This is a genomic window from Pseudarthrobacter sp. RHLT3-21, assembly GCF_059383495.1.
On record NZ_JBWZCI010000002.1, the window covers coordinates 60,576 to 85,598 of the forward strand.

The following is a 25,023-nucleotide window of genomic DNA, read 5'->3' on the forward strand; positions in this document are numbered from 1 at the left end:
AGCCTAACTGCGCCATGTTTCAGCGCGTCGACGCAACGTTTCGGCCACGTATCGGACATCTCACCTGTGCAACCAACGAGTCACTGGACACGGCGAAAGAAGGCCCCAGGACGGGCCGTCGCTACATGCGGGCTTTGGTCCGCGCAGTCGGCAACGCCGTCCAGGGATCCTCCGGCCAGGGATGCCTGGGGTAACGGCCCCGCATCTCGGACCGCACCTGCGCGTACGGCCCGGACCAGAACGACGCCAGGTCATCCGTCACAGCGAGCGGCCGCCTCGCGGGTGACAGCAGGTGGAAGAGCACCGGTACCCTGCCGTCCACCAGCCGCGGCGTCTCAGCCCAGCCAAAGCACTCCTGGAGCTTGACCGCAACAACCGGCCGGCCGGCGTCGTCCGCACCTGCCTGCCCGGTTCCTGCCTGGTCCGGCACGGCACCACCTGACCCGGCACCATCTGACCAGGCTTTGTCCGAAACGTCGGGGTAGTCGATCCGCACCATCGATCCGCTCGGCACTTTCAGCGCCTCCGGTGCCAGCTCCGCCAGGCGAACCGCCTCGGGCCAGGGCAGCAGCCGCCGCAAGGGGTCGGTGAGGTCGATGCTGCTGGTGGCGGCGCCGCCGGCCAGCGCCTCGAGTTCCGGTCCCAGCCAGGAGTCCAGCCGCGCCAGCAGGGACGGTTCCGAAACATCGGGCCACGGCTCACCCAGTTCGCGGCGCAGCAAGGCGAGGCGGCGGCGTAACGTGTCAGCCGCCGTCGACCATCCGATGGTCGCCAGTCCCTCCTTGGCGAGGGCGCGGGCCACGGCGGCACGGCCCTCCTCGGCGGAGGGGCGGACGGGGGTGGAGGACAGGCTAATGGCACCCAGCCGGCGTTCCCGCCTGGCCTTCACCCGGCCCTGGCTGAACTGCGCTTCCACCGTGTCGGTCAGGAGCTGCCCGGCGGCCGCCTCGGCGGTATCGGCGCTCAGCGGCGCGGCGGACCGGATCACCGCGCCGGTACCGGCGGCGTCCCGGCCGGCGGCACGGGAAACTTCCGCCACGGCCAGCCACTCCTGCCCGGTCAGCGGACTGCCGGCCGGTAACCCTGCGCGAGTGCCGGACGACAGCAGGTACCGCGCCGGACCATCGCCCGGGACGCGCCGGGCCACGCGGTCCGGGAATGCCAGGGCTACGACGACGCCCACCGCCTCCGCTGCAGTCACCGGCGCGGTACTGACCAGGGAGGCGATGGCGGACGGGCCGACGGCGGCGCCTTCCTTTCGCGCGATCGTTTCCAGCCGGCGGACGTCCTCCGCCCAGCGCCGGGCGGCGGGGTCCTTTCCGGTGCGCAGTGCGGTCAGCAGCCGCGTGAGGTCAGCTCCCGGGGCCCGCTGGTCCCCCGCCACGAGTGCCACTGCTTCCGCTGCGGCGCGGTGACCTACGGCCGCTGCGCCGTCGAGCAGGGCGCGGGCCAGCCGGGGATCGGACGGGACCCTGGCCAGTGTCCGCCCCAGCTTGGTGGCGTGCCCGTCGCGGGCCACGGCTCCGAGTTCGCGCAGGACTTCAATAGCTTCGCCCATGGCTGCCGCGGGAGGTGCATCCGGAAGAGCCAGCCCGGCGCCGCCCGGTGATCCCCAGCAGGCCAGGACCAGCGCAGCACCGGTCAGGTCCGCGACCGCGATCTCCGGCGTCACATGCGCCGGCGCGGCACCATAGGTCCTCTGGTCGTAGCAGCGCACCACCCGGCCCGGACCCTGCCGCGCGGCCCGGCCGGCGCGCTGCTCCGCTGAGGCCCGGGAGCAGGAAACAGTTACCAGTCCGGACATGCCGCGGCTGGCATCGCGGCGGGGTTCGCGGGTCAGCCCGGAGTCGATGACCAGACGCACACCGGGGACGGTCAGGGAAGATTCGGCCAGGTCCGTGGACACGATGATCCGTGCAGGGCCGCCCGGCCGGCGCCCGGAGACGGCCTGGTCCTGCTCGGCTGGGCTGACCTGGCCGTGGAGTTCCAGCACGTCGGTCCCTGGCGCCGCCCGGCCGCGGAGCCGGGCCGCCACATAGGAGACTTCCCAGGCTCCCGGGACAAAGACCAGCGCATCGGTGCCGGCGTCCTGCGCCACCGCGGCGGTGTGGGCCTGCGCGGCAGTATCTGCCACGTGGTCCAGGAATCCGTGTGTCACCCCACGGTCGTCCATCCGCGGCAAAGCGGCGGGCACCCACTCCACCGCCAGGGGATAAAGGGCTGAGGGGCAGTCGACGACGGGAGCCGGCCCGCCGTCGTCGTCCGCGGTCTCTGAATTCGCGGCCGCGCCCCCGATCAGGGTGGCGAAGCGGGGCGCATCCAGCGTGGCGGACATGGCCACCAGGGTGAGGTCGCCGCGCAGCTGGCGCACTTCGGTGAGCATGCCCAGCAGCAGGTCGGTTTCGAGGCCGCGTTCGTGGACCTCGTCCAGGATGACGGCGCCGATGCTCTCCAGGCCGGGATGGTCGAGCAGGCGCCGCAGCAGGATCCCCGGCGTGACAAACTCCACCAGGGTGGCGGGCCCGGCCTGACGTTCACCGCGGACGGTGTACCCCACGCGGTCTCCGATCCGGCTGCCGTCCAGTGCGGCCAACCGGCGGGCGGCTGCGCGGGCGGCCACCCGCCGGGGCTGGGTGACCACCACGCGCCGCGGCGCCTTGGTGTGTCCCGTCAGGTTCGCGAGCAGCGGCGGGACAAGCGTTGTTTTGCCGGTGCCGGGCGGCGCCTGCACCACAGCCGTACCCGCCGCACCGCCGGCGCGCAGCACGGAGGACAACTCCCCGAGTGATTCAGCAAAGGCCAGACCGATGCCGATGGCCGCCAGATCAAAGGTGCCGGCGGCAGAGGTGCCAGGACGGGCGGCGGCGGAGTTGGTTCGCGATGTCACCCGTCCATTGTCGCCGCAATCCCGCACGGGCGTCAGCGCAGGTCCGGTGGGATAGGTCAGACTGGAGGTCATCGACCACGAAAGCAGGATCTCCCTTGATCAACCTCCAGCAGGATTCCGAAGGCTTCATCCGCATGAAGCGGCACTTCCCGGCCAGCGCCGCCGTGACTGTCACGTTCAGCGACGGTTCCCAGGAGGTCTTCTCCGGCGGCAGGCTCAACGAGATCTACGATGACGCCCTGGCGGTGTTCCGTGCCCGGAACCAGCTGGATGCCAAGGGCTTTTCCCGTGGTCCGCAGAAAAAAGTGCAGACCACCATTGAGTTTGTGGCCGTCCGTCCCGGAATGGGCCAGTAACCCGGCCCGCCGCCCACCCACCGCCGCCGCCCCGTGCGGCTCGCGGTTTGCGGTTTGCGGTTTGCGGTTTGCGGTTCGGGGCGGGGCGGGGCGGCACCCCGGCACACGGACTCACCGCGACGGCTGGACCACCATCGCCGAACCGCCGCCGCGGCGCAGGGGTTCGGCAACGGCGGTCATGCTCTTGCCGGGCCCAAACTCGATGGCTGTCGCCGCACCAATTTCGGCTGCCGACGTGAAGGCGTCCCCGGCGGGTACCAACTTGTGACCGTATGGTGCCAACGCGTCTCCATATGCCTTGATGAAGTCCGGCTCGGCCGTGACATTGGCGGTGTTGCGCTGGGATGCACGCGGTGCCGCCAGCGAGTCCAGAATGTTCATTTCCAGGTCCACCCTGTTGAAGATGGTCTGCAGGACGGTAGTGATAATGGTTGATCCGCCGGGGGAACCGAGCGCCAGGAACGGCTTTTCGTCCTTGAGGATGATGGTGGGCGACATCGAGGACCGTGGGCGTTTGCCGGGCTCGATCCGGTTCGGGTCTGTGGCGACATAGACCGTGGAGAAGTCGGTGAGCTCGTTGTTGAGCAGGAACCCGCGGCCGGGCACCACCATGCCGGAACCGCCGGTCTGCTCGATCGTGAGGGTGTATTCCACCACGTTGCCCCACTTGTCAGCGACAGTCAGGTTGGTCGTGGAGATGTTTTCGGTGTCCTTCTCGTCTGCGGCTGCCGCAGGTGTAACCGGGCACACGCCGTCGTACTCTGACACGTTCCCGGCCGGTACCGGCTTGGTTGCCGCCGTCCCGGGGTCAACGGCGCACGCCCGCTCCTTGCCAAACTGCGGATCGGTGAGGGCCTCGGTGGGGACGTCGACGAATGCCGGGTCGCCCACGTACTTGGCACGGTCCGCGAAAGCGAGTGCGCTGGCCTCGAGGTAGTGGTGCAACGCGTCCGGCGTGTTCATCTCACGGAGGTTGAATGGCGCCAGGATATTCAGCGCCTCGCCGACGGTCGTGCCACCGCTGCTGGATGGCGCCATGCCGTAGACGTCGTAGCCGCGGTACTCCACATGCGTGGGCTCCTGGTCCAGAGTCCGGTATGCGGCGAGATCCGCCGTCGTCAGGTAGCCGGCCGGAACAGGCAGCCTTGTTGTGTCGCTCTTGGGCGGTGACTGGACGGTGGCGGCGATCTCCGCTGCGAGCGGGCCGCCGTAGAAAGCGTCTGTTCCCTGCTTGGTGAGGAGCCGGTACGTCTTGGCGAGGTCCTGGTTGTGGAAAATACTGCCGACGGCGGGAGCGTCACCGCCGGGTAGGAAGAGACTCGCCGAGGCGGGGAAGGCCGAGAACCGGACCTTGTTATCGAGCGTCTGCTGGCGGAACGTTTCATCCACCACGAAGCCACGGTTGGCCACCTTGATGGCGGGCTTGAGGGCTTCGCCAAGGTCCAGCGTTCCCCACCGTTCCAAGGCCCGTTCCCACGTGGCCGGTGTTCCGGGGACGCCTACGGAGACGCCACTGGTGACCAATTCGGGGGTAAACCGGTATGGACTGCCGGCCGGGTTCGCAGGCGTGATGGTGGCGGGGTCGATGAACGCGTCCGTCGGCATCGTTGCCGGGGCCGTTTCGCGGCCGTCGATGGTTCCCACTTTGCCGGTCTTCGCGTCGTAGAACACGAAGTACCCGCCGCCGCCGATGCCGGCGCTGTAGGGCTCGGTCACACCCAGGGTCGCGGCCGCGGCGACGGCGGCATCCGCGGCGTTGCCGCCGTCGCGCAGGACCTCGATCGCCGCAGCGGACGCCTCCGGGTCAACGGTGCTCACCGCCCCGCCGTAGCCGGTGGCTGTCGGGGCTTTATCGGTCGCGCGGGGGTCTGCGAACGCGGGACTGGTCACCGCCCCACTCGTAACGCTCAAGGCCAGGACAGCCGTCACAGCCGCCAATCGACGTCGCACACTAGCCATGATCGCTCCCAAGTCAGGGTGTTGCGCAGGGTGGGTTTGCGCCACGATACTCCGCCGGGTTGGGACTCTCAAGGCTCAAATTCTTTTGTGCCGGGGCCACAGCCTCAGGCCGATGCGCCGGTTTCGGTAGTTGCTGTGTCGGTGGTTGCTGTGTCGGTGGTTGCTGTGTCGGCCGGCGAGCGCCGCCGGCGGCTCGCCAGCAGGAACGGCACGGCGAACAGTTCGATCACACCGCTGATGGCGAGCGAGAGGGGGTAGCCGTACACATCCGCTGCCCGGCCCATGAGCGGCTGCACCACAATGCCGCCGCTGGATCCCATCAGTGAATCGAAGCTGAGCACCGTTGCCCGCTGCTTTGAGGCGATCATGTCGTTCAGGTAGGCCTGCCGTACCGGAGTGCCCGCTGCTGAGACCAGGGCCCAGAGGACCAGCAGCAGCAGCGCCACCCAAAACACGCGCGTAATGCCGAGCGCCACCAGGATCAGTGCGCCCATGCTGCTGCTCACCACCAGGACCGTGGTGCGTTTGCGGACCAGGCGCCGGACCATCGGCGCCAGCCAGCCGCCCACCACCTGCGCCCCGGCCACAATGCCCGCGGCGAGTCCGGCCACCGAGTAGGCGTGCGGGTCGCCGAAGAGCTCCAGCAGGTAGGGCTGCAGCGCGTAGAACACATAGATCCCGACGCCGGCGCTGAACGGTGCGGCCAGCATGATGTACCGCACGGGCGGGTTTTTCAGGCCGTTGTCGATGGAGGCGGACAGCACTGCCCGGGTCGCCTCCAGCGGATGGGGAGAACGTTCCGGTGTGAAACCAACATCGTGCATCAGCCAAAAGGCCACCCCGAACATCGCCAGGAGCACGCCTACGCGCAACAGGAACGGCACGCCGAGGTCAGTGGCCTGGGCGATCACGCCGCCGGCCGTCGAGCCCACGAGCATCGCGACGCCGGCGACCATCTGCGCCCGTCCGAACACCGCCTCCAAAGCACCGTCGTAGCCGGAGAAGTGCAACGCGTCCACCAGCCAGGCCTCCACGGCGCCGGAGAAGAACGTAAAGCCCAGGCCCAGCAGGACCGACACCACCGCCCAGGCCCAGAAGGGCGCGGACAACTGCCAGAGCAGGTAGTACAGGTAGGTGGAGGCAGCCAGGGTCACCGTGCCGAGCAGGAATGAGACCCGGCGTCCCCAACCGTCTGCGATGACCCCGGTGGGCACTTCGAACAGGACCATGCCGGCCGTGAAGAAGGCGTTGGCCGCGAAGGCTTCCAGGTTGCTCAGCCCGGCATCCAGGAGAAAGAGCGTATTGATTCCCCAGATGAATGAGGCCGCCAGGGTATTGCCCAGGGTCAGGGTGAGGTAGATGCGCTGGATCTTCCGCGCGGCGGGGTTCATGACGCGGCGTTCATGAGCTGCCGGGCACCGGGTCGTGCCGGAGGTAGCGGCGCCGGAACCGGCCGGTCCCGGCAGTCAGCGCCCGCAGCTCCACGGCGTACTTCAGCAGTTCCTGGTCAGGGACTTCCGCGCTGATTTCGGTCAGTTCACTACCGGAGGTGGCCGTACCGGTGAGCCTGCCACGGCGTGCTGAGAGGTCACTCATCACGGCACCTACGTGTGCCTCGGACACGGTGATACTGACCGAGGAAACGGGCTCGAGCAGCTGGATGCGACCGGCCGCGGCGGCCTCCCGGAGCGCCAGGGCCCCTGCCGCCTGGAAGGCGGCGTCTGACGAGTCAACGCTGTGGGCCTTGCCGCCCACCAGTGTGACGCGCAGGTCCACCACGGGGAACCCGGCAGCCAAGCCTTTCTGCATCTGCGAGCGCACGCCTTTCTCGACGGAGGAGATGAACGTACCGGGGATCACCCCGCCTACCGTTTTGTCGACGAATTCGAAGCCGCCGTCTCGGTCCAGCGGCTCCACATCGATGTCGCAGACGGCATACTGCCCGTGTCCGCCGGACTGTTTGACGTGCCGGCCGTGGCCTGTGGCCGGGGCGGCGAACGTTTCCCGCAGCGGCGTCACCACGCCAACGGTGTGCAGCTTTACGCCCTGGTCGCGCAGCCTGTCCAGCACCACCTCGGCATGGGCCTCCCCCATGCACCACAGGATCAGCTGGTGTGTTTCCGCATTCCGCTCCACACGCAGCGTGGGATCGCCGGCGGCCACTTTGGCCATGCTCCGGGCCAGCGCGTCCTCGTCACTGCGCGAGTCCGCCTCGACGGCCACCGGCATCAGCGGCTCCGGCATCTCCCAGGTGGCCAGCAGCAGCGGCTGGTCCTTGGCCGAGATGGTGTCCCCGGTTTCGGCGCTTCCCAGTTTCGCCAGCGCACAGATGTCACCGGCCACAGCGTGCGCTACCGGACGCAGGTTGGCGCCCAACGGGGAATACAGGTGGGTGACGCGCTCGTCAGTGTCATGGTCCTGATGACCGCGGTCCGCGAGCCCGTGCCCGCCGACATGCACCGGCGTGTCCGCGCGCAAGGTGCCGGAAAAAACGCGCGTCAGGCAGACCCTGCCAAGGAACGGATCAATGGTAGTGCGGACCACTTCCGCTGCCAGCGGCCCGTCCGGGTCACAGGCCAAGGCCGCCGCAGGACCGCCCGCCAGGTCAGTCACCGCCGGGAGGCCGCCCTCCACCGGCGACGGGAAGCCCCTGGTCAGGACTTCCATCAGTTCCGCGGTGCCGAGCCCGGTGACAGCCGAGGTGGGCAGGACCGGGAAGAAGGAACCACGGGCGACGGCGGTTTCCAGGTCCGCGATGAGGACATCGGTATCGATGTCCTCACCACCCAGATAGCGGTCCATCAGAGTCTCGTCCTCGCTTTCGGCGATGATCCCTTCAATGAGCCTGCCCCGGGCGGTTTCAGACTCCGCGCGCTCGCCGGGGTCAGCATCCCGGGAACCGGCGTACGCCTCCCCGGCGGAGTAGTCCGAGACCGTGCCCGTCAACAATCCGAGCAGCCCGCTGGTTTCGCCGCCGGCCCGAACCGGGACGTACAGCGGCAGCACCGCGTCGCCGAACGCCTGCTGGCAGGCGGCCAGGACGCCGTCGTAATCTGCCCGGGGGTGGTCGATGCGGGAGATGACCACGGCCCGCGGCGTGCCGAGGCGTTCGCATTCGCCCCAGAGCGCCGTAGTGGTGGCATCGATGCCGTCCACGGCGGAGACAACAAAGAGGGCGGAGTCCGCAGCCCGCAGCCCCGCCCGAAGTTCGCCGATAAAGTCCGGATACCCTGGCGTATCCAGCAGGTTCACCTTAATGCCGTTGATAAGCAGCGGAACCAGGGAAAGCGTGACCGACCGCTGCTGCCGCACTGCTGACGCGTCGGAGTCACTGACGGTGGTGCCCTCCGCGATGGATCCTTTGCGTGAAATCATGCCGTGGGCGGCCAGCAATGCTTCGATCAGCAGGGTCTTCCCGGCGCCCGAATGCCCCACGAGCGCCACATTGCGCACCTGCTTCGAATCCGCTGCCGCGATGCCGTTGGAAGCGTCAGCCCGGCGCACTTCCGGCCCTCCACGCCCCGGTGTCCGCGCTGTGTCCTTTGCGCTTTTCACTGACATGGGAACCTCCTGGCGTCTTTGCCATGCACCGGGCCGAATCGTCTTCTCTGATTCGACACCCTGGCGGGCGCAAGGGCAAGAGCAACCACCGGGACGAGGCGGCCACTGCGGTGGATAATTGCAGCCAGAGCCCAAAAGGTCCGTGCCACTGTGAGGAGGTCCGTGTGCAGCCGCTGCCGCGCATCACCGTGGAGGTTCCGGTCCTGGCGGTGGGATCAGCCCCCTCTGACTACGAGGCCCTGGGCAGCTATGTCAACGCCCTGCGCAGGGCGCAGGGGCTGCACCTGACGCTGCTGCATATCGGCATCCTGGCGGATTTTGGGCAGGACGTCGCGAACTGGACCAAAGGGATCACCTCGGCCGGTGACGCCGTCCGGCACACAACGGCCTGGTTGCAGGGCCTGCCCGTACTGGACGGGTTCACGGGAACGTCGGAACAACTGATCGTGCTGGGTGGCGGAGGCATCTCCGGACTCGAAGTGGACGTGCCCCGCCGCGTGCGCGACTTCCAGGTGTCTCTGGTGCAGGGCCTGCATGATCTGCTGGACCGGCTCCTCGTGGACAATGCGGACGACTTCATCCTCAGCTCACCGGCGCTGGGCTACCGGTACCCGCACTGGGTGCCCCATGTCGCCGTCGGCCTTCCACTGCCGCGGGAACGCGGACCGCGGACCATTACCCCGCTGACCGTCGCCTTTGGCCCGTCGCGCATCAGGAACGCTCGCTTCCTCATGGCAACTGACTGAGCAACCAGCGCGTCAGAGCGCGGCGCCCTTCCAGGCACGCCACAGCATGGCATATCGGCCCCCAGCCGGCGGGGCGGCCGAAAAGCTTCCCCGATGCTTTTCTCGGAACAGGCCCGGGGACCTTAAATGTCAGTGCCTCGCAAGATGATGTGAGTATGAAAGGGACAACAGCGGTGGAGGCGTTCGAGGCCATCAAGGCTTCTGTCGCTGCGCTTGCCGTGGTGATCCCCGGCGCAGGTTCCACGGGTCAAGGGGATCCGGATCCGCTGCGGCATCAGTTGGACGGCTGGCTGGACACGCTCGCGGAGGCGGCCCGGCTGCAAGCTGCTACGGCTGCCCTGGTAGTCCATGCGGCCGCCGGTTTCACTGACACTACGCAGGCGATGGCCTCCCCGAACGCGCTGCCGCTGGACCGCAGGGCACAGGAAATGGCTGTGGTCTCCGAGGTAGCGTGCGTCCTGACGGTCAGCGAACGGGCTGCCGGGGCCTTGCTGGCCGAGTCCCACGAACTGACAACCTGTTTGCCTTTGACGCTGGCCGCCCTGCAGGACGGGAACATTTCGTGGCAGCACGCCCGGGCCATGGTCGACGAAACCGCCAACCTGAACCCAGCTGGCGCCGCCGCGCTGGAAGCCCACTTCCTGGACCCCGACGCACCCAACCCGGCGCGGGGCTGCCCCGCCGGGGAGCTGGTCCCGTCCCGGTTCCGGCACAAAGCCCGGACCTGGCGCGAACGCCACCACCCGGACAACATCGAAAACGCCACACCAAAAGCGCACAGGACCGCCGGCTGGAGTTCGCCCCGGACCGGGACGGCATGGCCTGGCTCTCGGCCTACCTCCCAGCCGACCAGGCGGCGGGGATCTGGGACCGCACCACCACCGCAGCCCGGGCAATGCAGGGCCCCGCAGAGGCGCGAACACTCACCCAACTCCGCGCCGACAACGCCGCGGCCTGGCTCCTGGGCGGTACCGCACAAGACGTGCCGTCCCCGTCCGCGCAGGTCCTCGTGACCGTGCCGGTGTTCGCCCTCATGGGCCTCACCGACGAACCCGCCATGCTCGACGGATACGGGCCCATCGCGGCATCCGTCGCCAGCCGGCTCATGGCCGAAAGTTCCACGTCGTTCCACCGGGTCTTGACTGATCCCCGCGATGGGGCACCGCTGGAGATAGGACGCACCAGCTACCGCATCCCCGTCGGCATGCGGCAATGGCTGCGGATGCGGGACGGGAAATGCCCGTTCCCCGGCTGCACTAACCAGTCCCTGGACAACGAAGCCGACCACCTTCTCGCCTGGGCCGACGGCGGCACCACCGGGATCACGAACCTCGGGCAGCCATGCCCCAAACATCACCGGCTGAAACACACCACTGCCTGGACACCCACCGGGGCGAGCACTGACAAGCCACCCGGCTGGATTTCACCAACAGGCCGCCACTACGCCAGCGAACAACAGGACTGGGAACCACCCGACTGGCCACCCCAAATCAAGAGCCAACTCAGGCACCGGGAACTTGGCCCCGCCGTGCCCGAAGACATCCTGTCCGGCGAACCGCCGCCTGAGAATCTGCGACCGGTGGATCCTTTGCCGGAGTGGGTCTGGCTGCAGTGGCCGCTCGACGATCCGGATCCGTTCCCGCCTGACGGGCTGGAACTATATCCCGGCGCGGTTTTGCCTCAAGATCCCCTTCCGGCTTGGATCCGGCAACAGGCACCTGTCGACGAACCATGGCCGGAGTGGGGCGTCTTTCAGATGGTCTAGCTCCTCCGATACTTCGACTGCCGCGTCCGGACCGGACATCCCAGTCGGTGTGGGCAGCAATCCCCGTTACTGCCGGTCAAGCGCGTCCAGCAGCCGTTTGACCGAGCCGCCAAGGTTCCATTCGACCGCCAGGCGCTCCAGTTCGGCGCGCGATGCGCCGACGACGGGGTGCAGCTGCGCTCCCGCTTCCTCGAGGGTGGGAAGCTTCAGGTCGCGCACGATTTTCACGACGGTGGGCGCGACCCTCAGGTAGTCGGCGGCAGCGGCGAGCTTGGACCGCACGGAGGCGGACACCCCGCCTCCTCCGTCAGCGGCTGCAGCGAGCAAGTCGTCCAGCGTGCCGTACTCGCCCAGGAGCGACGCTGCCGTCTTCTCGCCGATGCCGGCCACGCCTGGCAGCCCGTCGGAGGCGTCACCGCGAAGGGTCGCGTAATCCGCATACTGCTCCGGGAGCACGCGGTACTTCCCGACAACGACGGCGTCCGTCACGACTTCGAGGTTCCTCATGCCCCGCGCGGTGTAGATCACCCGCACCTGACGCTCGTCGTTGACTGTCTGGAAGAGATCACGGTCGCCGGTGACCACATCGACGGGGAGGTCTGCGTGGCTGGCGTAGGTGCCAACGACATCATCGGCCTCGTGTTCAGCAGCCCCGACAATGGCGATGCCGGCGAGCCCGAGGACGCGGCGGATCATTGGAAGCTGCGCTTCGAGAGCGTCCGGGACCACCTCAACGTCGGGGGCATCCGCCACCACTTCGGCGACCCGGTGCGACTTGTAGGTCGGAATCAGGTCCACGCGCCACTGCGGACGCCAGTCGTCGTCCCAGCAGGCAATCAGGTGAGTTGCCCCGTAGTCCGTGGTGAGACGGGCGATCATGTCCAGTAGGCCGCGGACGGCGTTCACCGGCGCTCCGTCGGTGCGGCGGATCGTGTCCGGCAAGCCATAAAAAGCGCGAAAGTACAGGGACGCAGTATCAAGCAGCATCAGGCGGTGTGGCATACCTGATCCTGACACGGAAGCAGTTGCCGGGCCATCAGCATTTCGCAGCGACATTTCCCAGCGACAGAACGCTCCCGTGGGGTTAGGATGCCTACAACGGTTCAAGCAGCGGGACCAAAACATCTGTGTTTGAGAGGTTTCGACCGTGGCCAAAGATGCACCCGTCCGGACCGCGCCGCGCATGCCTGTCAAACAGGCTTCTGACCGGCAGACCCCCCCACATCATCACGACGACGACCGGAATGGCCCCGCCGCAGCGGCTGACCGGAAAGCTGCTCCCAACACCTATGGCTTCGACCCGGAGCACTGGCCGGACCCCTGAGCCCTGACGGCTGCCCGGACCGTGCCCGCCGTCAGGGAGAATAGACAGCATGACCCTTACGACCTTCGCCCTCATCCGCCATGGCCAGACAGACTGGAATGCGCAGCGTCGGCTCCAGGGAGCCACTGACATTCCGCTGAACGACGTCGGCCGTGGCCAGGCGCGCGACGCCGTCGATGTCCTCTCAGATTACGGGTGGGATGCGATCGTGTCCTCGCCGCTCAGCCGTGCCGCGGAAACGGCCACCGTGATCGCGGACGGGCTGGGGCTGAGTGTCGGCCGGCATATCCCGGCGCTCGCCGAACGCAGCTTCGGACCGGCCGAGGGACTGCAGGCCGGCCCCGAACTGGAGGCCCTGCGCATTCCCGGCGGTTTCCGGGGTGCCGAAAGTGAGGATGACGCCGCCGCGCGTGGGTTGGGGGCGCTGGAAGCACTGGCCGATGAATTCCGTGGCCGCCGCGTCCTGGTGGTCGCCCACGGCACTCTCCTCCGGGTGAGCCTCAACCGCGCCATCGGCCGCACCCTGCACAGGATCGATAACGCCGTGCTGAACCTGGCCCACCATCATGCCGCCGAGGGCTGGCACCTCGAATACTTCAACGGTGAGCGCGTAATGGCTGCAGCCCAGGGCTGATGGACCTAGGCGTCCGCCGTGACGTCGAACGTTTGGATGGTCCTGCGCGCCAGCCGAGGGATGATCTGCGCAGCACCGATCCTCTCGATGTGCTCATATTCACGGTGGGCGGCAAAACCAGCCGCATCCGTGTAGCGCTCGAGGATCACGATCTGCGCGGGGTCCTCCACGCCCTGGAAGAACTCGTAGGAAATGTTGGCCTCCTCCGTGCGGGTGGCTGCGGCCATCTCGCCCAGCAGGCCCAGGACCGTTCCCGTTTCTTCGCACGTTTCCACAGGCGAAGGACTGGTGCCGGAAACGTACCCGACGGGGACACACTCCAGGCCCGCACCGTAAAGGTTCTACCGGCACGGGTCGGCACAGTCTTTGCAACGGACACACCCATTGACGCCGCAAGAGTTATCTGGAATATTGCTTCGTATATGATTTCGTACTCGATGAGGAGTAATTCTTGGAACAGGTCACCGACCACACCCTGGCCGCGGCCCGCAAGGTCATCGCGGTGCACATCAACTACCCCAGCCGGGCAGCCCAGCGTGGCCGCACGCCGGAGCAGCCTTCCTACTTCCTGAAGCCACCGTCCTCCCTGGCGTCCGGTTGGGCAGAATCCCCTTCCGTTGTGGAGCGTCCGGCCGGCTGTGAACTCCTCGGTTTTGAGGGCGAGATCGCCCTGATCATCGGCCAGCCCGCCCGGCGGGTCGGGCTGGAGGACGCCTGGAGCCACGTCGAATGGGTGACCGCGAGCAACGACCTCGGCGTCTACGATCTCCGCTACGCAGACAAAGGTTCCAACCTCCGGTCCAAAGGCGGCGACGGCTTCACCCCGATCGGCCCCGGGTTGATCCCCGCAGACGCCGTAGACCCCGCCAAACTGCGGATCCGCGCCTGGCACAACAGCGAACTCGTCCAGGACGACACCACCGGGGACCTGCTCTTCCCGTTCGCCCGCCTCGTCGCCGATCTCTCCCAGCTCCTGACGCTCGAGGAGGGCGACATCATCCTGACCGGCACCCCGGCCGGCGCCTCCGTGGCCAAGCCGGGCGACGTCGTCGAGGTTGAAGTGAGCACGACGACGGCAGCCACCGGCGGCGCTGAACTCACCACCGGACGGCTGGTCACCCGGGTGGCGGAAGGCACGACGGCGTTCGCTGACTTTGGTGCCCGCCCGAAGACCGATGACCTGCAGCGGGAGGAGGCGTACGGTTCGCGGGCAGCGGCGGGTTTGGCGCCCCTGGAGGGTGGCGCGGTGGCGGGCACCGCCGTCGGGCATGCCCTGTCCCCGGAGCTGAAAGCGAAGCTGGAAAGCGTCTGCACCGCCACGCTCTCGTCCCAGCTGCGCAAGCGCGGCCTGAACAACGTCAGCATCGACGGCCTCACCTCCACGCGCCCGGAGAAGCGGATCGTGGGGCTGGCCCGCACGCTGCGCTACGTCCCCAACCGCGAGGACCTCTTCAAGACCCATGGCGGCGGGTTCAACGCCCAGAAGAAGGCCATCGATTCCGTGAACGAGGGCGAGATCCTGGTCATGGAAGCCCGCGGCGAGAAAGGCACCGGCACTATCGGTGACATCCTGGCCCTGCGCGCCCAGGTCCGGGGCGCTGCGGCCATCATCACCGACGGCGGCGTCCGGGACTTCTCCGCGGTGGCCGCGATGGACATGCCCACCTACTACGCCAACCCGCACCCCGCTGTCCTGGGGCGCCGGCATATCCCGTGGGACACGGACATCACCATCGCCTGCGGGGGCACCACCGTGCAGCCCGGGGACATCATCGTGGCGGACTCTGACGGCATCCTGGTGATCCCGCCGGCACTCGCCGAAGAGCTCGCGGACGATTCCATCATCCAGGAGCGCGAGGAAACGTTCATCGCGGAAATGGTGGCACAGGGCCACAGCGTGGAGGGCCTTTACCCGCTGAATGCCCAGTGGCGCGCCAAGTACGACGCATGGGAAGCAGGGACCGCAAATGACTGAATCGGCCACCGCCGCAGGCGTCCAGGCCGCAACCGGGCCAGCGGCCAGCAAGTCCGAACAGGCTTACGCGGCCGTCAAAGCCCGGATCGTGGACGGGACCTACTCCCCCGGCTACCGGCTGGTCCTGGCCGCCATCGCCAAGGATCTGGGCGTCAGCGTGGTCCCGGTCCGTGAAGCGATCCGCCGCCTCGAGGCCGAAGGGCTGGTGACGTTCGAGCGGAACGTCGGCGCCACGGTCTCCGGGATTGACCCCACCGAGTACCTCTACACCATGCAGACCCTGAGCATCGTCGAAGGCGCCGCCACCGCATTGTCCGCGCCGCTGATCGGCGGGGCAGACATTGCCCGGGCACGCGCCGTGAACGAGGAAATGCGCGACTGCCTCCAGCACTTCGATCCCGTCCGCTTCACGCACCTGAACCAGGACTTCCACAGCATCCTCTTTGAGCACTGCCCCAACCCGCACATCCTGGACCTGGTCCACCGGGGCTGGAACCGGCTCGCGTCGCTACGGTCTTCGACGTTCCGGTTCGTTCCCGGCCGTGCCCACGAATCGGTGGACGAGCACGAAGCGCTGCTGCGGCTCATCGAGGCCGGCGCCGGCGCAGAAGAGATTGAAATGTCCGCCCGCCGGCACCGCGCCGCCACCCTTGAGGCCTACCTCGCCCAAAGCAACGCGGGGTCACTTAGCGCCCATTAATGGCCCCCCGCATGGGCCGTAAGTGACCCCGCGTTGCACTATCAGTTAGGAAGACAACAATGACGTTCACTGCCGCAGAAACCAGCACCCAGTACGTGCCGCAGGACCTGCCCACCCACATCCAGCACTACATCAACGGCCAGTTTGTTGACTCCGTGGGCGGTAAGACCTTCGATGTCCTGGACCCTGTCTCCAACCGGAATTACGCCACCGCTGCGGCCGGCCAGAAGGAAGACATCGATCTCGCCGTCGCCGCTGCCCGCGAAGCCTTCGTTAACGGTCCGTGGCCCAGGATAAAGCCCCGCGAACGTGCCCGCGTCCTGAACAGGATTGCCGACGCGGTGGAAGCCCAGGAAGAGCGCCTCGCCGAGCTCGAGACTTTCGATACCGGCCTGCCCATCACCCAGGCCAAGGGCCAGGCGTTGCGCGCGGCCGAGAACTTCCGCTTCTTCGCGGACCTGATCGTGGCCCAGTTCGACGACGCCATGAAGGTCCCCGGCGCCCAGATCAACTACGTGAACCGCAAGCCGATCGGCGTCGCCGGCCTCATCACCCCGTGGAACACTCCATTCATGCTGGAGTCCTGGAAGCTCGCCCCCGCGCTGGCCACCGGCAACACCGTGGTCCTGAAGCCCGCCGAATTCACCCCGCTGTCCGCCTCGCTCTGGGCACAGATCTTCAAGGACGCCGGCCTCCCGGACGGTGTCTTCAACCTGGTCAACGGCCTCGGCGAGGAAGCCGGCGACGCCCTGGTCAAGCACCCGGACGTCCCGCTGATCTCCTTCACCGGCGAGACCACCACCGGCCAGACCATCTTCCGCAACGCCGCCGCCAACCTCAAGGGCCTGTCCATGGAACTCGGCGGCAAATCCCCCTGCGTGGTGTTCGCCGACGCCGACCTGGACGCCGCGATCGATTCAGCGCTGTTCGGAGTTTTTTCCCTCAACGGCGAACGCTGCACGGCCGGCTCCCGGATCCTGGTGGAACGCGCCATCTACGACGAGTTCTGCGAAAAGTACGCCGCCCGGGCCAAGAAGATCGTGGTCGGGGACCCGCACGATCCCAAGACCGAAGTGGGTGCCCTGGTCCACCCGGAGCACTACGCGAAGGTGGCCTCTTACGTGGAGATCGGCAAGTCCGAGGGCCGGCTCCTCGCCGGCGGCGGCCGCCCCGGCCACCTCCCCGAAGGCAACTACATCGCACCCACAGTGTTCGCCGACGTCGCGCCCGACGCGCGGATTTTCCAGGAGGAGATCTTCGGGCCGGTCGTAGCGATCACGCCGTTCGAGACCGACGCCGAAGCCCTCGCCCTGGCGAACAACACCCGCTACGGGCTCGCCGCCTACATCTGGACCCAGAACCTCACCCGCGCCCACAACTTCTCCCAGAACGTCGAAGCCGGCATGGTCTGGCTCAACAGCCACAACGTCCGCGACCTCCGCACCCCGTTCGGCGGCGTCAAAGCCTCCGGCCTCGGCCACGAGGGCGGATACCGCTCCATCGACTTCTACACCGACCAGCAAGCCGTGCACATCACCCTCGGCACCGTCCACACCCCCAAATTCGGCGCCTAAGCGCCGCCCCGCCCATTCTCAAGGAAGAGAGAACCTCATGACTGATTTTGTACGCACCCCCTCCGTCCCGGCTCCGGACATCGTCCGCTGCGCCTACATGGAGATTGTGGTCACCGACCTCGCCAAGTCCCGCGCGTTCTACGTCGACGTCCTCGGCCTGCACGTGACCGAGGAAGACGAAAACAACATCTACCTGCGCTCCTTCGAGGAGTTCATCCACCACAACCTGGTGCTGCGCAAGGGACCCACCGCCGCCGTCGCCGCCTTTGCCTACCGGGTGAAGTCCCCCGCCGAAGTGGACGCCGCCGAGGCCTACTACAAGGAACTGGGCTGCCGCACCGAACGCCGCAAGGAAGGCTTCACCAAAGGCGTGGGCGATTCCGTCCGCGTGGAGGACCCGCTGGGCTTCCCTTACGAGTTCTTCTACGACGTGGAGCACGTGGAGCGCCTCACGCAGCGCTATGACCTCTACTCCGCCGGCGAACTGGTCCGCCTGGACCACTTCAACCAGGTCACCCCGGACGTCCCCAAGGGCCGTAAGTACCTCGAGGACCTCGGCTTCCGCGTCTCCGAGGACATCCAGGACTCCGACGGCGTCACCTATGCCGTCTGGATGCACCGCAAGCAGACCGTGCACGACACCGCCCTGACCGGCGGCAACGGCCCGCGCATGCACCACATCGCATTCGCCACCCACGAGAAGCACAACATCATCCAGATCTGCGACAAAATGGGCGCCCTGCGCATCAGCGACCGCATCGAACGCGGTCCCGGCCGGCACGGTGTGTCCAACGCGTTCTACCTCTACATCCTGGACCCCGACGGCCACCGCATCGAGATCTACACCCAGGACTACTACACCGGCGACCCCGACAACCCCGTAGTCACCTGGGACGTCCACGATAACCAGCGCCGCGACTGGTGGGGCAACGCCGTCGTCCCGTCCTGGTACACCGAGGCCTCCCTGGTCCTGGACCTTGACGGCAACCCGCAGCCCGTCATCGTCCGTGAGGAAAAGAGCGAAATGGCGGTCACCGTGGGCGCCGACGGCTTCTCCTACACCCGCAAGAACGGGGCCCCCGAAGGAGACCGGACGGGCTTCAAGCTCGGGGCGCAGCTCTAGCCATGCTGGACGCGAAGACAATTGAGGCCATCGCCGACGAGCTCCTGGAAGCTGCCCGGACCCGCACCCCTGTCCCCCGCCTCACGGCCCGCTACCCGGAGATGACGGTGGAGGACTCCTATGCGGTGCAGCAGCTGTGGCGGCGGCGCAACGAGGACGCCGGCCGCAAACTGGTGGGCCGCAAGATCGGCCTCACCTCCAAGGCCATGCAGGCCGCCACCGGCATCACCGAGCCGGACTACGGCGCCATCTTCGATGACATGGTGCTCGGAACCGGCTGCTCGGTGGAGTGGGACCAGTACACCCATCCCCGGGTGGAGGTGGAGCTCGCGTTCGTGCTGAAGAAGGACCTGGCCGGACCCGGTTGCACCATCTTCGATGTCCTGGCCGCCACGGACTACGTGGTGCCGGCCCTGGAGATCCTGGACTCGCGGATCGAAATGGAGGGCCGGACCATCGTGGACACCATCGCAGACAATGCTGCGATGGGCGCCATGGTGATCGGCGGCAACCCCGTAAAACCCGACGCCGTGGACCTCCGCTGGGTCTCGGCAATCCTCTACAAGAACCAGACCGTGGAGGAAACCGGTGTGGCTGCAGGCGTCCTGGACCACCCCGCCAACGGGGTGCACTGGCTCGCCAACAAAATCGCCGCCCACGGCGACGGGATGAAGTCCGGGGACATCATCCTCGCCGGTTCCTTCACCCGCCCACTGTGGGTGTACAAGGGCGACACCGTCCACGCCGACTACGGACCATTGGGGGCCATCACATGCCGCTTCGAGTAGAACCGGACACAACGTTCCGCGACGCACTTGCCGCGGCCGACCGCCCCCTGGCGGGAATGTGGGTCTGCTCCGGCAGCCCGCTGATCGCCGAGCTCTGCGCCGGATCCGGCCTGGACTGGCTCCTGATCGACGCCGAACACAGCCCCAACGGCCTCGAATCCATCCTCGCCCAGCTCCAGGCGATCAACGGCTACCCGGTCCAGGCCATGGTCCGGCCCCCAGTCAACGACACCGTGCTGATCAAGCAGTACCTGGACCTCGGAGTGCAGAACCTGCTGATTCCCATGGTGAACTCGGCCGCCGAAGCCCAGGCCGCCGTCGCCGCCATCCGGTACCCGCCGCACGGCGTCCGCGGCGTAGGTTCCGCCCTGGCCCGGGCCTCACGCTGGAACCGTGTCCCGGACTACCTCGCCCGGGCGTCGGAAACCGTCAGTGTCACGGTGCAGATCGAATCAACGGCGGCAGTTGAGGCCGTCGAGGACATCCTGGCCGTGGACGGTGTGGACGCCATCTTCCTCGGACCCTCCGACCTCGCCGCCTCGATGGGGCTGCTGGGACAGCAGGAACACCCCAAGGTGCGCGCCGCCGTCGAACACGGCCTTGCCGCCGCACAGGCAGCAGGGAAACCGGCCGGCGTGAACGCGTTCAACCCAGCCACCGCCCGCGGCTACCTGGCTGCCGGCGCGGCCTTTGTCCTGGTGGGCGCCGACGTCGCCATCCTGGCCCGCGGCTCGGAGGCACTCGCCGCCGGGTTCACAAAGCCCTCCGAAGGCGAAACCCCCGCCAGCTACTGACGCCGCTCCCGGTGGCTGACCCTGTCGCCCGGTGGTTGAGCCTGTGGAAACTCCGGATCTCGACAAACTCGTTCACAGGGAACCCCAAGAGTTGACTCAGGTGGGGCCGGCGCCCGGCGGACCGCTGAGTACGGTGGGGATGTACTCGAGCATCTGGAGCCGACCGTCGAAGGTCCTGCTGTTCACCATTTCGAGCGAGACGTCCGGATAGCCGTCGTAGATCCGCCCCCTCCCGGTGCTGCCCGTAATCACCGGGAAGACGACCAGCCGGAACCTGTCCACGAGGCCGGCGGTCAGCAGCGACCGGCAGAGACTGAGGCTACCCAGGGTGCTCAAGGTCCCGGTCCTGGTCCGTTTCATCTCCGTCACCGCCTGGACCGCGTCGCCGGTGACCAGCTCCGAGTTCGGCCAAGTCAGGGGCGTCTGGAGGGTGGAGGAGTAGACGACCTTGGGCACGGCGGAAAGGCCGGTCAGGCTGGCCCCCTCGTCCTTGGAGCATCCCGAGCCCTCGGCATACCCGTCCAGGGAAATGATCAGGTCGACCAACAGGAACGCTGATGACGCTTTTGCAGTTGTCTCGCCCATGGCCGTCTCCTCGATTGATCGACGTCGGCACCACGCTGGACAAGTGCCCCATCGGCGCCCGCGCCGGCAATGCTAGCCCTGGAGCACCAGGACGTTCAAGGGGGCCGCGTTGAATCAGGAAAGGGCCACCACCGACATCCGTTGCCTCCCTCTTAAACACCAAACGGCGGGAGGACGACGGCGGGCGGAACCGCCGTCGTCATCCCGCCGTTGCGGGCTACAGTCCGCGAACGGGCACGCTCAGCAGGTCGCCTATGCTGCCCAGGACCCTGTCCGTGACGTCCCCGATCCCGCCCAACCCGTCCACCTTGGTGAGGATCCCGCGGCCTGCGTACTTGGCCACCACGGCCTCCGTCTGCTGGTGGTACAGGTCCAGCCGGTGACGGATGACGCTTTCGTTGTCGTCGCTCCGGCCAGTTTCCCTGGCCCGGCCCAGGAGGCGCGAGACGAGTTCCTCGTCGTCCGCGGTCAATTGCAGGACCACGCCGAGCTTCTGTTCGCCTGCAGCGAGGATTCCGTCGAGGTAGTCCACCTGCGCAACGGTGCGAGGGTAGCCGTCCAGCAGAAAACCCTCTTTGGCATCGTCCTGGCTGAGGCGGTTCCGCACCATCTCATTCGTGACGCTGTCCGGCACGAAGTCTCCGTTATCCATGTACTTCCGGGCCTCGACACCGAGCGGTGTCCCGCCTTTGACGTTGGCGCGGAAAATGTCGCCGGTTGAGATCGCCACGACGCCGAGGCGTTCCGAGATCCGTTCCGCCTGCGTTCCCTTGCCGGATCCGGGCGGACCAATAATCAGCATTCTCGTCATTCAATACCCCTTTGCTGGCTTTATGGACGTCGTCGTCCTGGCCCGATGCTACTGATCCGGAGGTTGCGGCCGGGCTGCATCGGCGCCTGACAGCAGAGTACGACGTCGGAGTATCCCCGCCGCCGTACTCTGGCCTTTGTGCTGTTACCGGTGGTGCTGGTGCAGTGAGCGGCATTCAAAGGGTGCGGTTCTTCGTTGTGCTGACAAACAATCCGAGGCTCTCGCCGGCCCTGAGCCATCGGACGGAGGACACGACCGACAATGGGGTGCTGACGCTTCCACGCACCCTAACGAAAGTGATGGACGCCACAGCCCACCTGGCCTCAAACTATTGGGATGGAAGATACGGAGAAGCATGACACCATCACCAAAGTCACCGATCGGCTCGCTGCACGCTATCCCGACGCACCGCGGCCCCTGGTCGTCCAGGTCGTAACAGAAGAATACGAAACACTGGATGCCAGCCGGATCCGGACCTACATCCCGACCCTTGTCGAACACGGAGCCAAGAACAAACTGAACCGCGAGTTCTCTCACCAGACCACGGAAATCTGACGTCCCCCAAACCACGTCGGAGTTCGTCAGGGAATCCTGTTAACTTCTACTCGACTCTGCGCTTCGCCCGGCGTAGCCGAGCACGCTCGGGGTGCGGTGCCGATATTCCTCGGCCAGGTAGCGGCGTTCGCCGCCCTGCCGGGCCTAGCCGAAACCTGAGCTTTCGCCAGTGACACCGGACAGCCTGGTCCCCACTTTTGAACGCCGCGTCCTTCGCAGCGGACGTGCCCGCCCGGGCAGACCGCTTTCATGGCCGACTCGCAGGTCCCTTGGGGCGTCGACGCCCTCAAAGGAGCCGTCACCCAACCTGCCTGGCGGACCTTACCCTGCTGGTACCTGATCGCCACCGAAGACCGGATGATCCCACCGCCGCACAACACGCCATGTCGGAACGAGCCGGGTCAACCGTGTCCGAGGTCGCCGCAAGCCACTCCGTGTACGATTCACAACCCCACGCCGTCGCTTCAATAATCAAGGAGGCGGCAGCGCGCCGCTAGGAACGCCGGTCAGGGAAGTTGGCTTGCAAACTCATCCAGAATCACCGTGACCCGATCGCCGGCCACCGAAGCCGGTCACTCTTGACTGAGTGCGGCTGGCTGTGGCGACAAAAAGTCTGTGCGGTTGACCGAACTCCCTGCGAGCGGCACGCCTCTAGATCCGGTGGAGGTCAAGCTTCTGGACTTTGCAGCTCCAGGATGGCAGGTCCGCTGGCACTACTTTTCGCTTGTGGTTGCCTCTATCGATTGCCGATGGAAGTTGGTGTGCCAGACGTCCGTCTCGCCGGTGCTGTCGGTGACGATGAATTCGTGCCACCGATCGAACGCGGAGCAGGGATGAGAGATGCCGAATTCGACAATATCGGTGACGTCTATTCCCGTGGCCCCGGTCAGGACGGCATGGTGGTCGAAGAGCTTTTCGATGACGCCCGTCGCGTCCGGCTTTCTGGTGCCTTCCGCGGTCCGAACGGACAACAGTGTTGGCAGGCCGGCGTCGTAAGGCAGTTCCCGTTTACCCGCACCAGCAATGACCATCCCGTCCTCCGGGGCGGACAGCACCACCGCCCGGACTGTGAGAGCAGGAATCAGCCCTGGAACGGGGCTGACCTGAGCGTAGGTGCCGTGGTCGTGCGTGACGTAGCAGCCCGAGCGCAACAGCCGGACCGTGCCCGGTACGTCGGAGTCGGTGGGAAGGAATTCGATAACGCGGTCGGGGAACGCAGAACCGCCCATGGAGAAGACAGGGGCCGGCGTCTCGTATAAGTCCGCCACGGCGAGGAAACGTTCCACCCCTCGGCCGCTGCAGCGGCGTGGCAGCGTTGCTCCAGCAGGAAGCGGGGCAGAGCGGCAAGCTCAACGACGACCAGGACCCCACCCGGCGACAGTGCCCGGCGGACCTCCGACAGGAGCCGGGCGGGGTTGGCGACGTGGTGTAGCGAGGATGATGCCCACACCAGGTCAACCGGCGCCTCGGCCTTTGGATCCGGCGTGATCAAGGAGCCGGCAAGCGCAGGGAAGCCGTCGTCGAGGTCGGCCTCGATCACGGCGAAGCCCTGTTCGCGAAGCAGCTCAAGCATCTGCGGGTCGTTGTCGACGCAGGTCACCGCGGCGGCGGGGTACCGATCGCGCAGCAGCCGGCTACCTGCGCCGCTGCCGGCGCCGAGGTCAACGACACTGTGTGCAGCTGACACCCCGGTTAAGTCCAGGACGGCTGCGAGGTGGTCGCCGAACACCTCGGCGTCGAGGTCGAGGACGCGGTGCTGGTCATGGCTGCCAGGGTGCTGGTGGGGCTGGTGGTTCATGCTGATTCCCTTTCTACTGTGGCCGCAGGGCCCATGTCGGTGGTTTTCTGCCCATCATCAAGGCCATGGCGCCGGTGGCCCTGCACGGTGTTGGAGACGGCTGCTTCCGAGGCGGCCGAGAAGGGGCCGAAGTGCCCCTCAACGGCCCATCGGGTTTCCTCTTCGATGAGGTCGGCGTTGATCTTTGCGCCGGTCATGACACCCTCGGCCGCCGCGGTGATCACCTGAGCGGTTAAGTTGGAGACATTGCCTGCCGCATACACGCCGCTGACGACCGTCGCACCCATAGCGTCGGTCTCGATGAACCGTCCGGCCCCCGACGGATGCACCTGGGGATTTAACCCGAGGGATTCCAGAAGCGCGGATCTGGCCTCCATCCGTGTTCCGACAGCCAGGGCCTGCATGTCGAACGAGGGACCCTGGCGGAGCGTGAGCCCGGTGAGGACACCATCGAGGGCATCAACAGAAGCCACGGGGCCGTCAACGACTGTCACGGACCGGGCGGCGAGCTTGTCCCACTCCTCGTCGGTGGGTTCCACGGTGTCGTTGAGGAAAAGGGTGATATCCCGGGACCACTGCCTGAACAACAGTGCCTGATGGACGGACAGCGGGCCTGCGCCCAGCACTCCAATCCGTTGCCCGCGGATTTCCCAGCCGTGGCAGTAGGGGCAGTGAACAATGCCCTTTCCCCATTGCTCCCGTAGCCCGTCGATGGGAGGCAGTTCGTCCGTCAAGCCGGTGGTGACGAGGAGGCGCCTGCCGGAGACCCTGCGGGCATCTTCGAGAATCACTTCGAATCCATCGGGGGTTCGCCGTGCCGAAACGGCTTCGCCGTCAATGACCGTTCCTCCGTAAGAGAGCACTTCGCTGCGTCCGATAGACAGGAGTTCCCCGGGGTTCATACCGTCCCTGGAAAGATAACCGTGGACACCCGCCGCGGCTGCGTTGCGTGGAGTTCCGGAATCGATGACCAGCACCGAGCGCAGCGCCCGGCCCAGCGTCGTGGCCGCGCTGAGTCCCGCCGCCCCGCCGCCAACAACTACAACGTCATACCGTGTGGTGTCCATACTGATTTGTCCTTCGTCGCG

The 25,023-nt window shown here is 67.0% G+C and carries 21 protein-coding genes and 1 pseudogene; 11 read left to right on the forward strand and 11 right to left on the reverse strand.

What is annotated here, in order from left to right:
* Positions 1–121: 121 nt before the first annotated feature.
* On the reverse strand, positions 122–2,887 hold the full coding sequence (gene hrpB / locus AC50YA_RS02995) for an ATP-dependent helicase HrpB (RefSeq protein WP_494980890.1): 2,766 nt from the start codon (positions 2,885–2,887) through the stop codon (positions 122–124).
* Positions 2,888–2,982: 95 nt separating this feature from the next.
* Between hrpB and AC50YA_RS03000 the strand changes: the two genes are divergently transcribed.
* A complete protein-coding gene (locus AC50YA_RS03000; protein WP_494980891.1) occupies positions 2,983–3,243 on the forward strand; it encodes a hypothetical protein in 261 nt (86 codons plus the stop codon).
* Between the two features lie 111 nt (positions 3,244–3,354).
* On the opposite strand, the gene ggt is transcribed toward AC50YA_RS03000, so the two are convergent.
* From ggt to AC50YA_RS03015, 3 genes are all read right to left on the reverse strand, one after another.
* A complete protein-coding gene (gene ggt, locus AC50YA_RS03005) occupies positions 3,355–5,202 on the reverse strand; it encodes a gamma-glutamyltransferase (RefSeq protein WP_494980892.1) in 1,848 nt (615 codons plus the stop codon).
* Between the two features lie 104 nt (positions 5,203–5,306).
* A complete protein-coding gene (locus tag AC50YA_RS03010; protein WP_494980893.1) occupies positions 5,307–6,593 on the reverse strand; it encodes an MFS transporter in 1,287 nt (428 codons plus the stop codon).
* Positions 6,594–6,603: 10 nt separating this feature from the next.
* The gene (locus tag AC50YA_RS03015; RefSeq protein WP_494980894.1) at positions 6,604–8,763 is read right to left on the reverse strand and encodes an elongation factor G-like protein EF-G2; all 2,160 of its coding nucleotides are present in this window, start codon (positions 8,761–8,763) and stop codon (positions 6,604–6,606) included.
* Between the two features lie 164 nt (positions 8,764–8,927).
* Here AC50YA_RS03015 and AC50YA_RS03020 point away from each other — a divergent pair, with 164 nt between their 5' ends.
* Positions 8,928–9,509 carry a hypothetical protein gene (locus tag AC50YA_RS03020; RefSeq protein ID WP_494980895.1) on the forward strand — a complete coding sequence of 194 codons (582 nt, stop codon included), beginning with the start codon at positions 8,928–8,930 and terminating at the stop codon, positions 9,507–9,509.
* A gap of 155 nt (positions 9,510–9,664) precedes the next feature.
* Positions 9,665–11,274, forward strand: a pseudogene (locus AC50YA_RS03025) (HNH endonuclease signature motif containing protein).
* Positions 11,275–11,340: 66 nt separating this feature from the next.
* Here the strand turns inward: AC50YA_RS03025 and AC50YA_RS03030 are convergent.
* Entirely contained in the window at positions 11,341–12,276 is a 936-nt protein-coding gene (locus AC50YA_RS03030) for a 5'-3' exonuclease (RefSeq protein ID WP_494980896.1), read from the reverse strand.
* A 371-nt stretch (positions 12,277–12,647) separates the two neighbouring features.
* On the opposite strand from AC50YA_RS03030, the gene AC50YA_RS03035 reads away from it, so the two are divergent.
* The gene (locus tag AC50YA_RS03035) at positions 12,648–13,232 is read left to right on the forward strand and encodes a histidine phosphatase family protein (protein ID WP_494980897.1); all 585 of its coding nucleotides are present in this window, start codon (positions 12,648–12,650) and stop codon (positions 13,230–13,232) included.
* A gap of 5 nt (positions 13,233–13,237) precedes the next feature.
* On the opposite strand, the gene AC50YA_RS03040 is transcribed toward AC50YA_RS03035, so the two are convergent.
* Positions 13,238–13,507 (reverse strand): putative quinol monooxygenase, encoded by a 270-nt coding sequence (locus tag AC50YA_RS03040; RefSeq protein ID WP_494980898.1) that lies wholly within the window; start codon positions 13,505–13,507, stop codon positions 13,238–13,240.
* A 176-nt stretch (positions 13,508–13,683) separates the two neighbouring features.
* Between AC50YA_RS03040 and AC50YA_RS03045 the strand changes: the two genes are divergently transcribed.
* The 6 genes from AC50YA_RS03045 to AC50YA_RS03070 are packed head-to-tail and all read left to right on the forward strand — an operon-like array spanning position 13,684 to position 20,186.
* Positions 13,684–15,207, forward strand: a complete 1,524-nt coding sequence (locus AC50YA_RS03045) for a fumarylacetoacetate hydrolase family protein (protein WP_494980899.1) — start codon at positions 13,684–13,686, stop codon at positions 15,205–15,207.
* Entirely contained in the window at positions 15,200–15,907 is a 708-nt protein-coding gene (locus tag AC50YA_RS03050; RefSeq protein WP_494980900.1) for a GntR family transcriptional regulator, read from the forward strand. The genes AC50YA_RS03045 and AC50YA_RS03050 overlap by 8 nt, the downstream gene beginning before the upstream one ends.
* 59 nt (positions 15,908–15,966) lie before the next feature.
* Positions 15,967–17,481, forward strand: coding sequence for a 5-carboxymethyl-2-hydroxymuconate semialdehyde dehydrogenase (gene hpaE, locus AC50YA_RS03055; protein ID WP_494980901.1), 1,515 nt, complete (start codon positions 15,967–15,969; stop codon positions 17,479–17,481).
* 37 nt (positions 17,482–17,518) lie between these two features.
* Positions 17,519–18,604 carry a 3,4-dihydroxyphenylacetate 2,3-dioxygenase gene (gene hpaD / locus AC50YA_RS03060; protein ID WP_494980902.1) on the forward strand — a complete coding sequence of 362 codons (1,086 nt, stop codon included), beginning with the start codon at positions 17,519–17,521 and terminating at the stop codon, positions 18,602–18,604.
* Between the two features lie 2 nt (positions 18,605–18,606).
* Entirely contained in the window at positions 18,607–19,392 is a 786-nt protein-coding gene (hpaH, locus tag AC50YA_RS03065) for a 2-oxo-hept-4-ene-1,7-dioate hydratase (protein WP_494980903.1), read from the forward strand.
* A complete protein-coding gene (locus tag AC50YA_RS03070; protein ID WP_494980904.1) occupies positions 19,377–20,186 on the forward strand; it encodes an HpcH/HpaI aldolase family protein in 810 nt (269 codons plus the stop codon). The genes hpaH and AC50YA_RS03070 overlap by 16 nt, the downstream gene beginning before the upstream one ends.
* A gap of 96 nt (positions 20,187–20,282) precedes the next feature.
* Here AC50YA_RS03070 and AC50YA_RS03075 read toward each other — a convergent pair whose 3' ends face one another.
* Complete coding sequence (locus AC50YA_RS03075) at positions 20,283–20,771, reverse strand: dihydrofolate reductase family protein (protein ID WP_494980905.1); 489 nt, start codon at positions 20,769–20,771, stop codon at positions 20,283–20,285.
* A gap of 217 nt (positions 20,772–20,988) precedes the next feature.
* Entirely contained in the window at positions 20,989–21,573 is a 585-nt protein-coding gene (locus tag AC50YA_RS03080; protein WP_494981088.1) for an adenylate kinase, read from the reverse strand.
* Between the two features lie 345 nt (positions 21,574–21,918).
* Between AC50YA_RS03080 and AC50YA_RS03085 the strand changes: the two genes are divergently transcribed.
* Entirely contained in the window at positions 21,919–22,137 is a 219-nt protein-coding gene (locus AC50YA_RS03085; protein WP_494980906.1) for a three-helix bundle dimerization domain-containing protein, read from the forward strand.
* Between the two features lie 713 nt (positions 22,138–22,850).
* Here the strand turns inward: AC50YA_RS03085 and AC50YA_RS03090 are convergent.
* The 3 genes from AC50YA_RS03090 to AC50YA_RS03100 are packed head-to-tail and all read right to left on the reverse strand — an operon-like array spanning position 22,851 to position 25,002.
* Positions 22,851–23,288: a hypothetical protein gene (locus AC50YA_RS03090; RefSeq protein WP_494980907.1), complete on the reverse strand. Its 438-nt coding sequence runs from the start codon at positions 23,286–23,288 to the stop codon at positions 22,851–22,853.
* The gene (locus tag AC50YA_RS03095; RefSeq protein ID WP_494980908.1) at positions 23,219–23,935 is read right to left on the reverse strand and encodes a class I SAM-dependent methyltransferase; all 717 of its coding nucleotides are present in this window, start codon (positions 23,933–23,935) and stop codon (positions 23,219–23,221) included. The genes AC50YA_RS03090 and AC50YA_RS03095 overlap by 70 nt, the downstream gene beginning before the upstream one ends.
* A complete protein-coding gene (locus tag AC50YA_RS03100; RefSeq protein WP_494980909.1) occupies positions 23,932–25,002 on the reverse strand; it encodes an NAD(P)/FAD-dependent oxidoreductase in 1,071 nt (356 codons plus the stop codon). The genes AC50YA_RS03095 and AC50YA_RS03100 overlap by 4 nt, the downstream gene beginning before the upstream one ends.
* Between the last annotated feature and the right edge of the window lie 21 nt (positions 25,003–25,023).

Bases quoted from the DNA above. Each gene is read 5' to 3' on its own strand.
- AC50YA_RS03035 (WP_494980897.1), top strand. From the start codon at position 12,648: ATGACCCTTACGACCTTCGCCCTCATCCGCCATGGCCAGACAGACTGG.
- AC50YA_RS03080 (WP_494981088.1), bottom strand. From the start codon at position 21,573: ATGCTGATTATTGGTCCGCCCGGATCCGGCAAGGGAACGCAGGCGGAA.
- AC50YA_RS03015 (WP_494980894.1), bottom strand. From the start codon at position 8,763: ATGTCAGTGAAAAGCGCAAAGGACACAGCGCGGACACCGGGGCGTGGA.
- hpaH (WP_494980903.1), top strand. From the start codon at position 18,607: ATGCTGGACGCGAAGACAATTGAGGCCATCGCCGACGAGCTCCTGGAA.
- hpaE (WP_494980901.1), top strand. From the start codon at position 15,967: ATGACGTTCACTGCCGCAGAAACCAGCACCCAGTACGTGCCGCAGGAC.
- ggt (WP_494980892.1), bottom strand. From the start codon at position 5,202: ATGGCTAGTGTGCGACGTCGATTGGCGGCTGTGACGGCTGTCCTGGCC.
- AC50YA_RS03100 (WP_494980909.1), bottom strand. From the start codon at position 25,002: ATGGACACCACACGGTATGACGTTGTAGTTGTTGGCGGCGGGGCGGCG.
- AC50YA_RS03050 (WP_494980900.1), top strand. From the start codon at position 15,200: ATGACTGAATCGGCCACCGCCGCAGGCGTCCAGGCCGCAACCGGGCCA.
- AC50YA_RS03030 (WP_494980896.1), bottom strand. From the start codon at position 12,276: ATGCCACACCGCCTGATGCTGCTTGATACTGCGTCCCTGTACTTTCGC.
- AC50YA_RS03095 (WP_494980908.1), bottom strand. From the start codon at position 23,935: ATGAACCACCAGCCCCACCAGCACCCTGGCAGCCATGACCAGCACCGC.
- hpaD (WP_494980902.1), top strand. From the start codon at position 17,519: ATGACTGATTTTGTACGCACCCCCTCCGTCCCGGCTCCGGACATCGTC.
- AC50YA_RS03075 (WP_494980905.1), bottom strand. From the start codon at position 20,771: ATGGGCGAGACAACTGCAAAAGCGTCATCAGCGTTCCTGTTGGTCGAC.
- AC50YA_RS03010 (WP_494980893.1), bottom strand. From the start codon at position 6,593: ATGAACCCCGCCGCGCGGAAGATCCAGCGCATCTACCTCACCCTGACC.
- AC50YA_RS03070 (WP_494980904.1), top strand. From the start codon at position 19,377: ATGCCGCTTCGAGTAGAACCGGACACAACGTTCCGCGACGCACTTGCC.
- AC50YA_RS03085 (WP_494980906.1), top strand. From the start codon at position 21,919: ATGGAAGATACGGAGAAGCATGACACCATCACCAAAGTCACCGATCGG.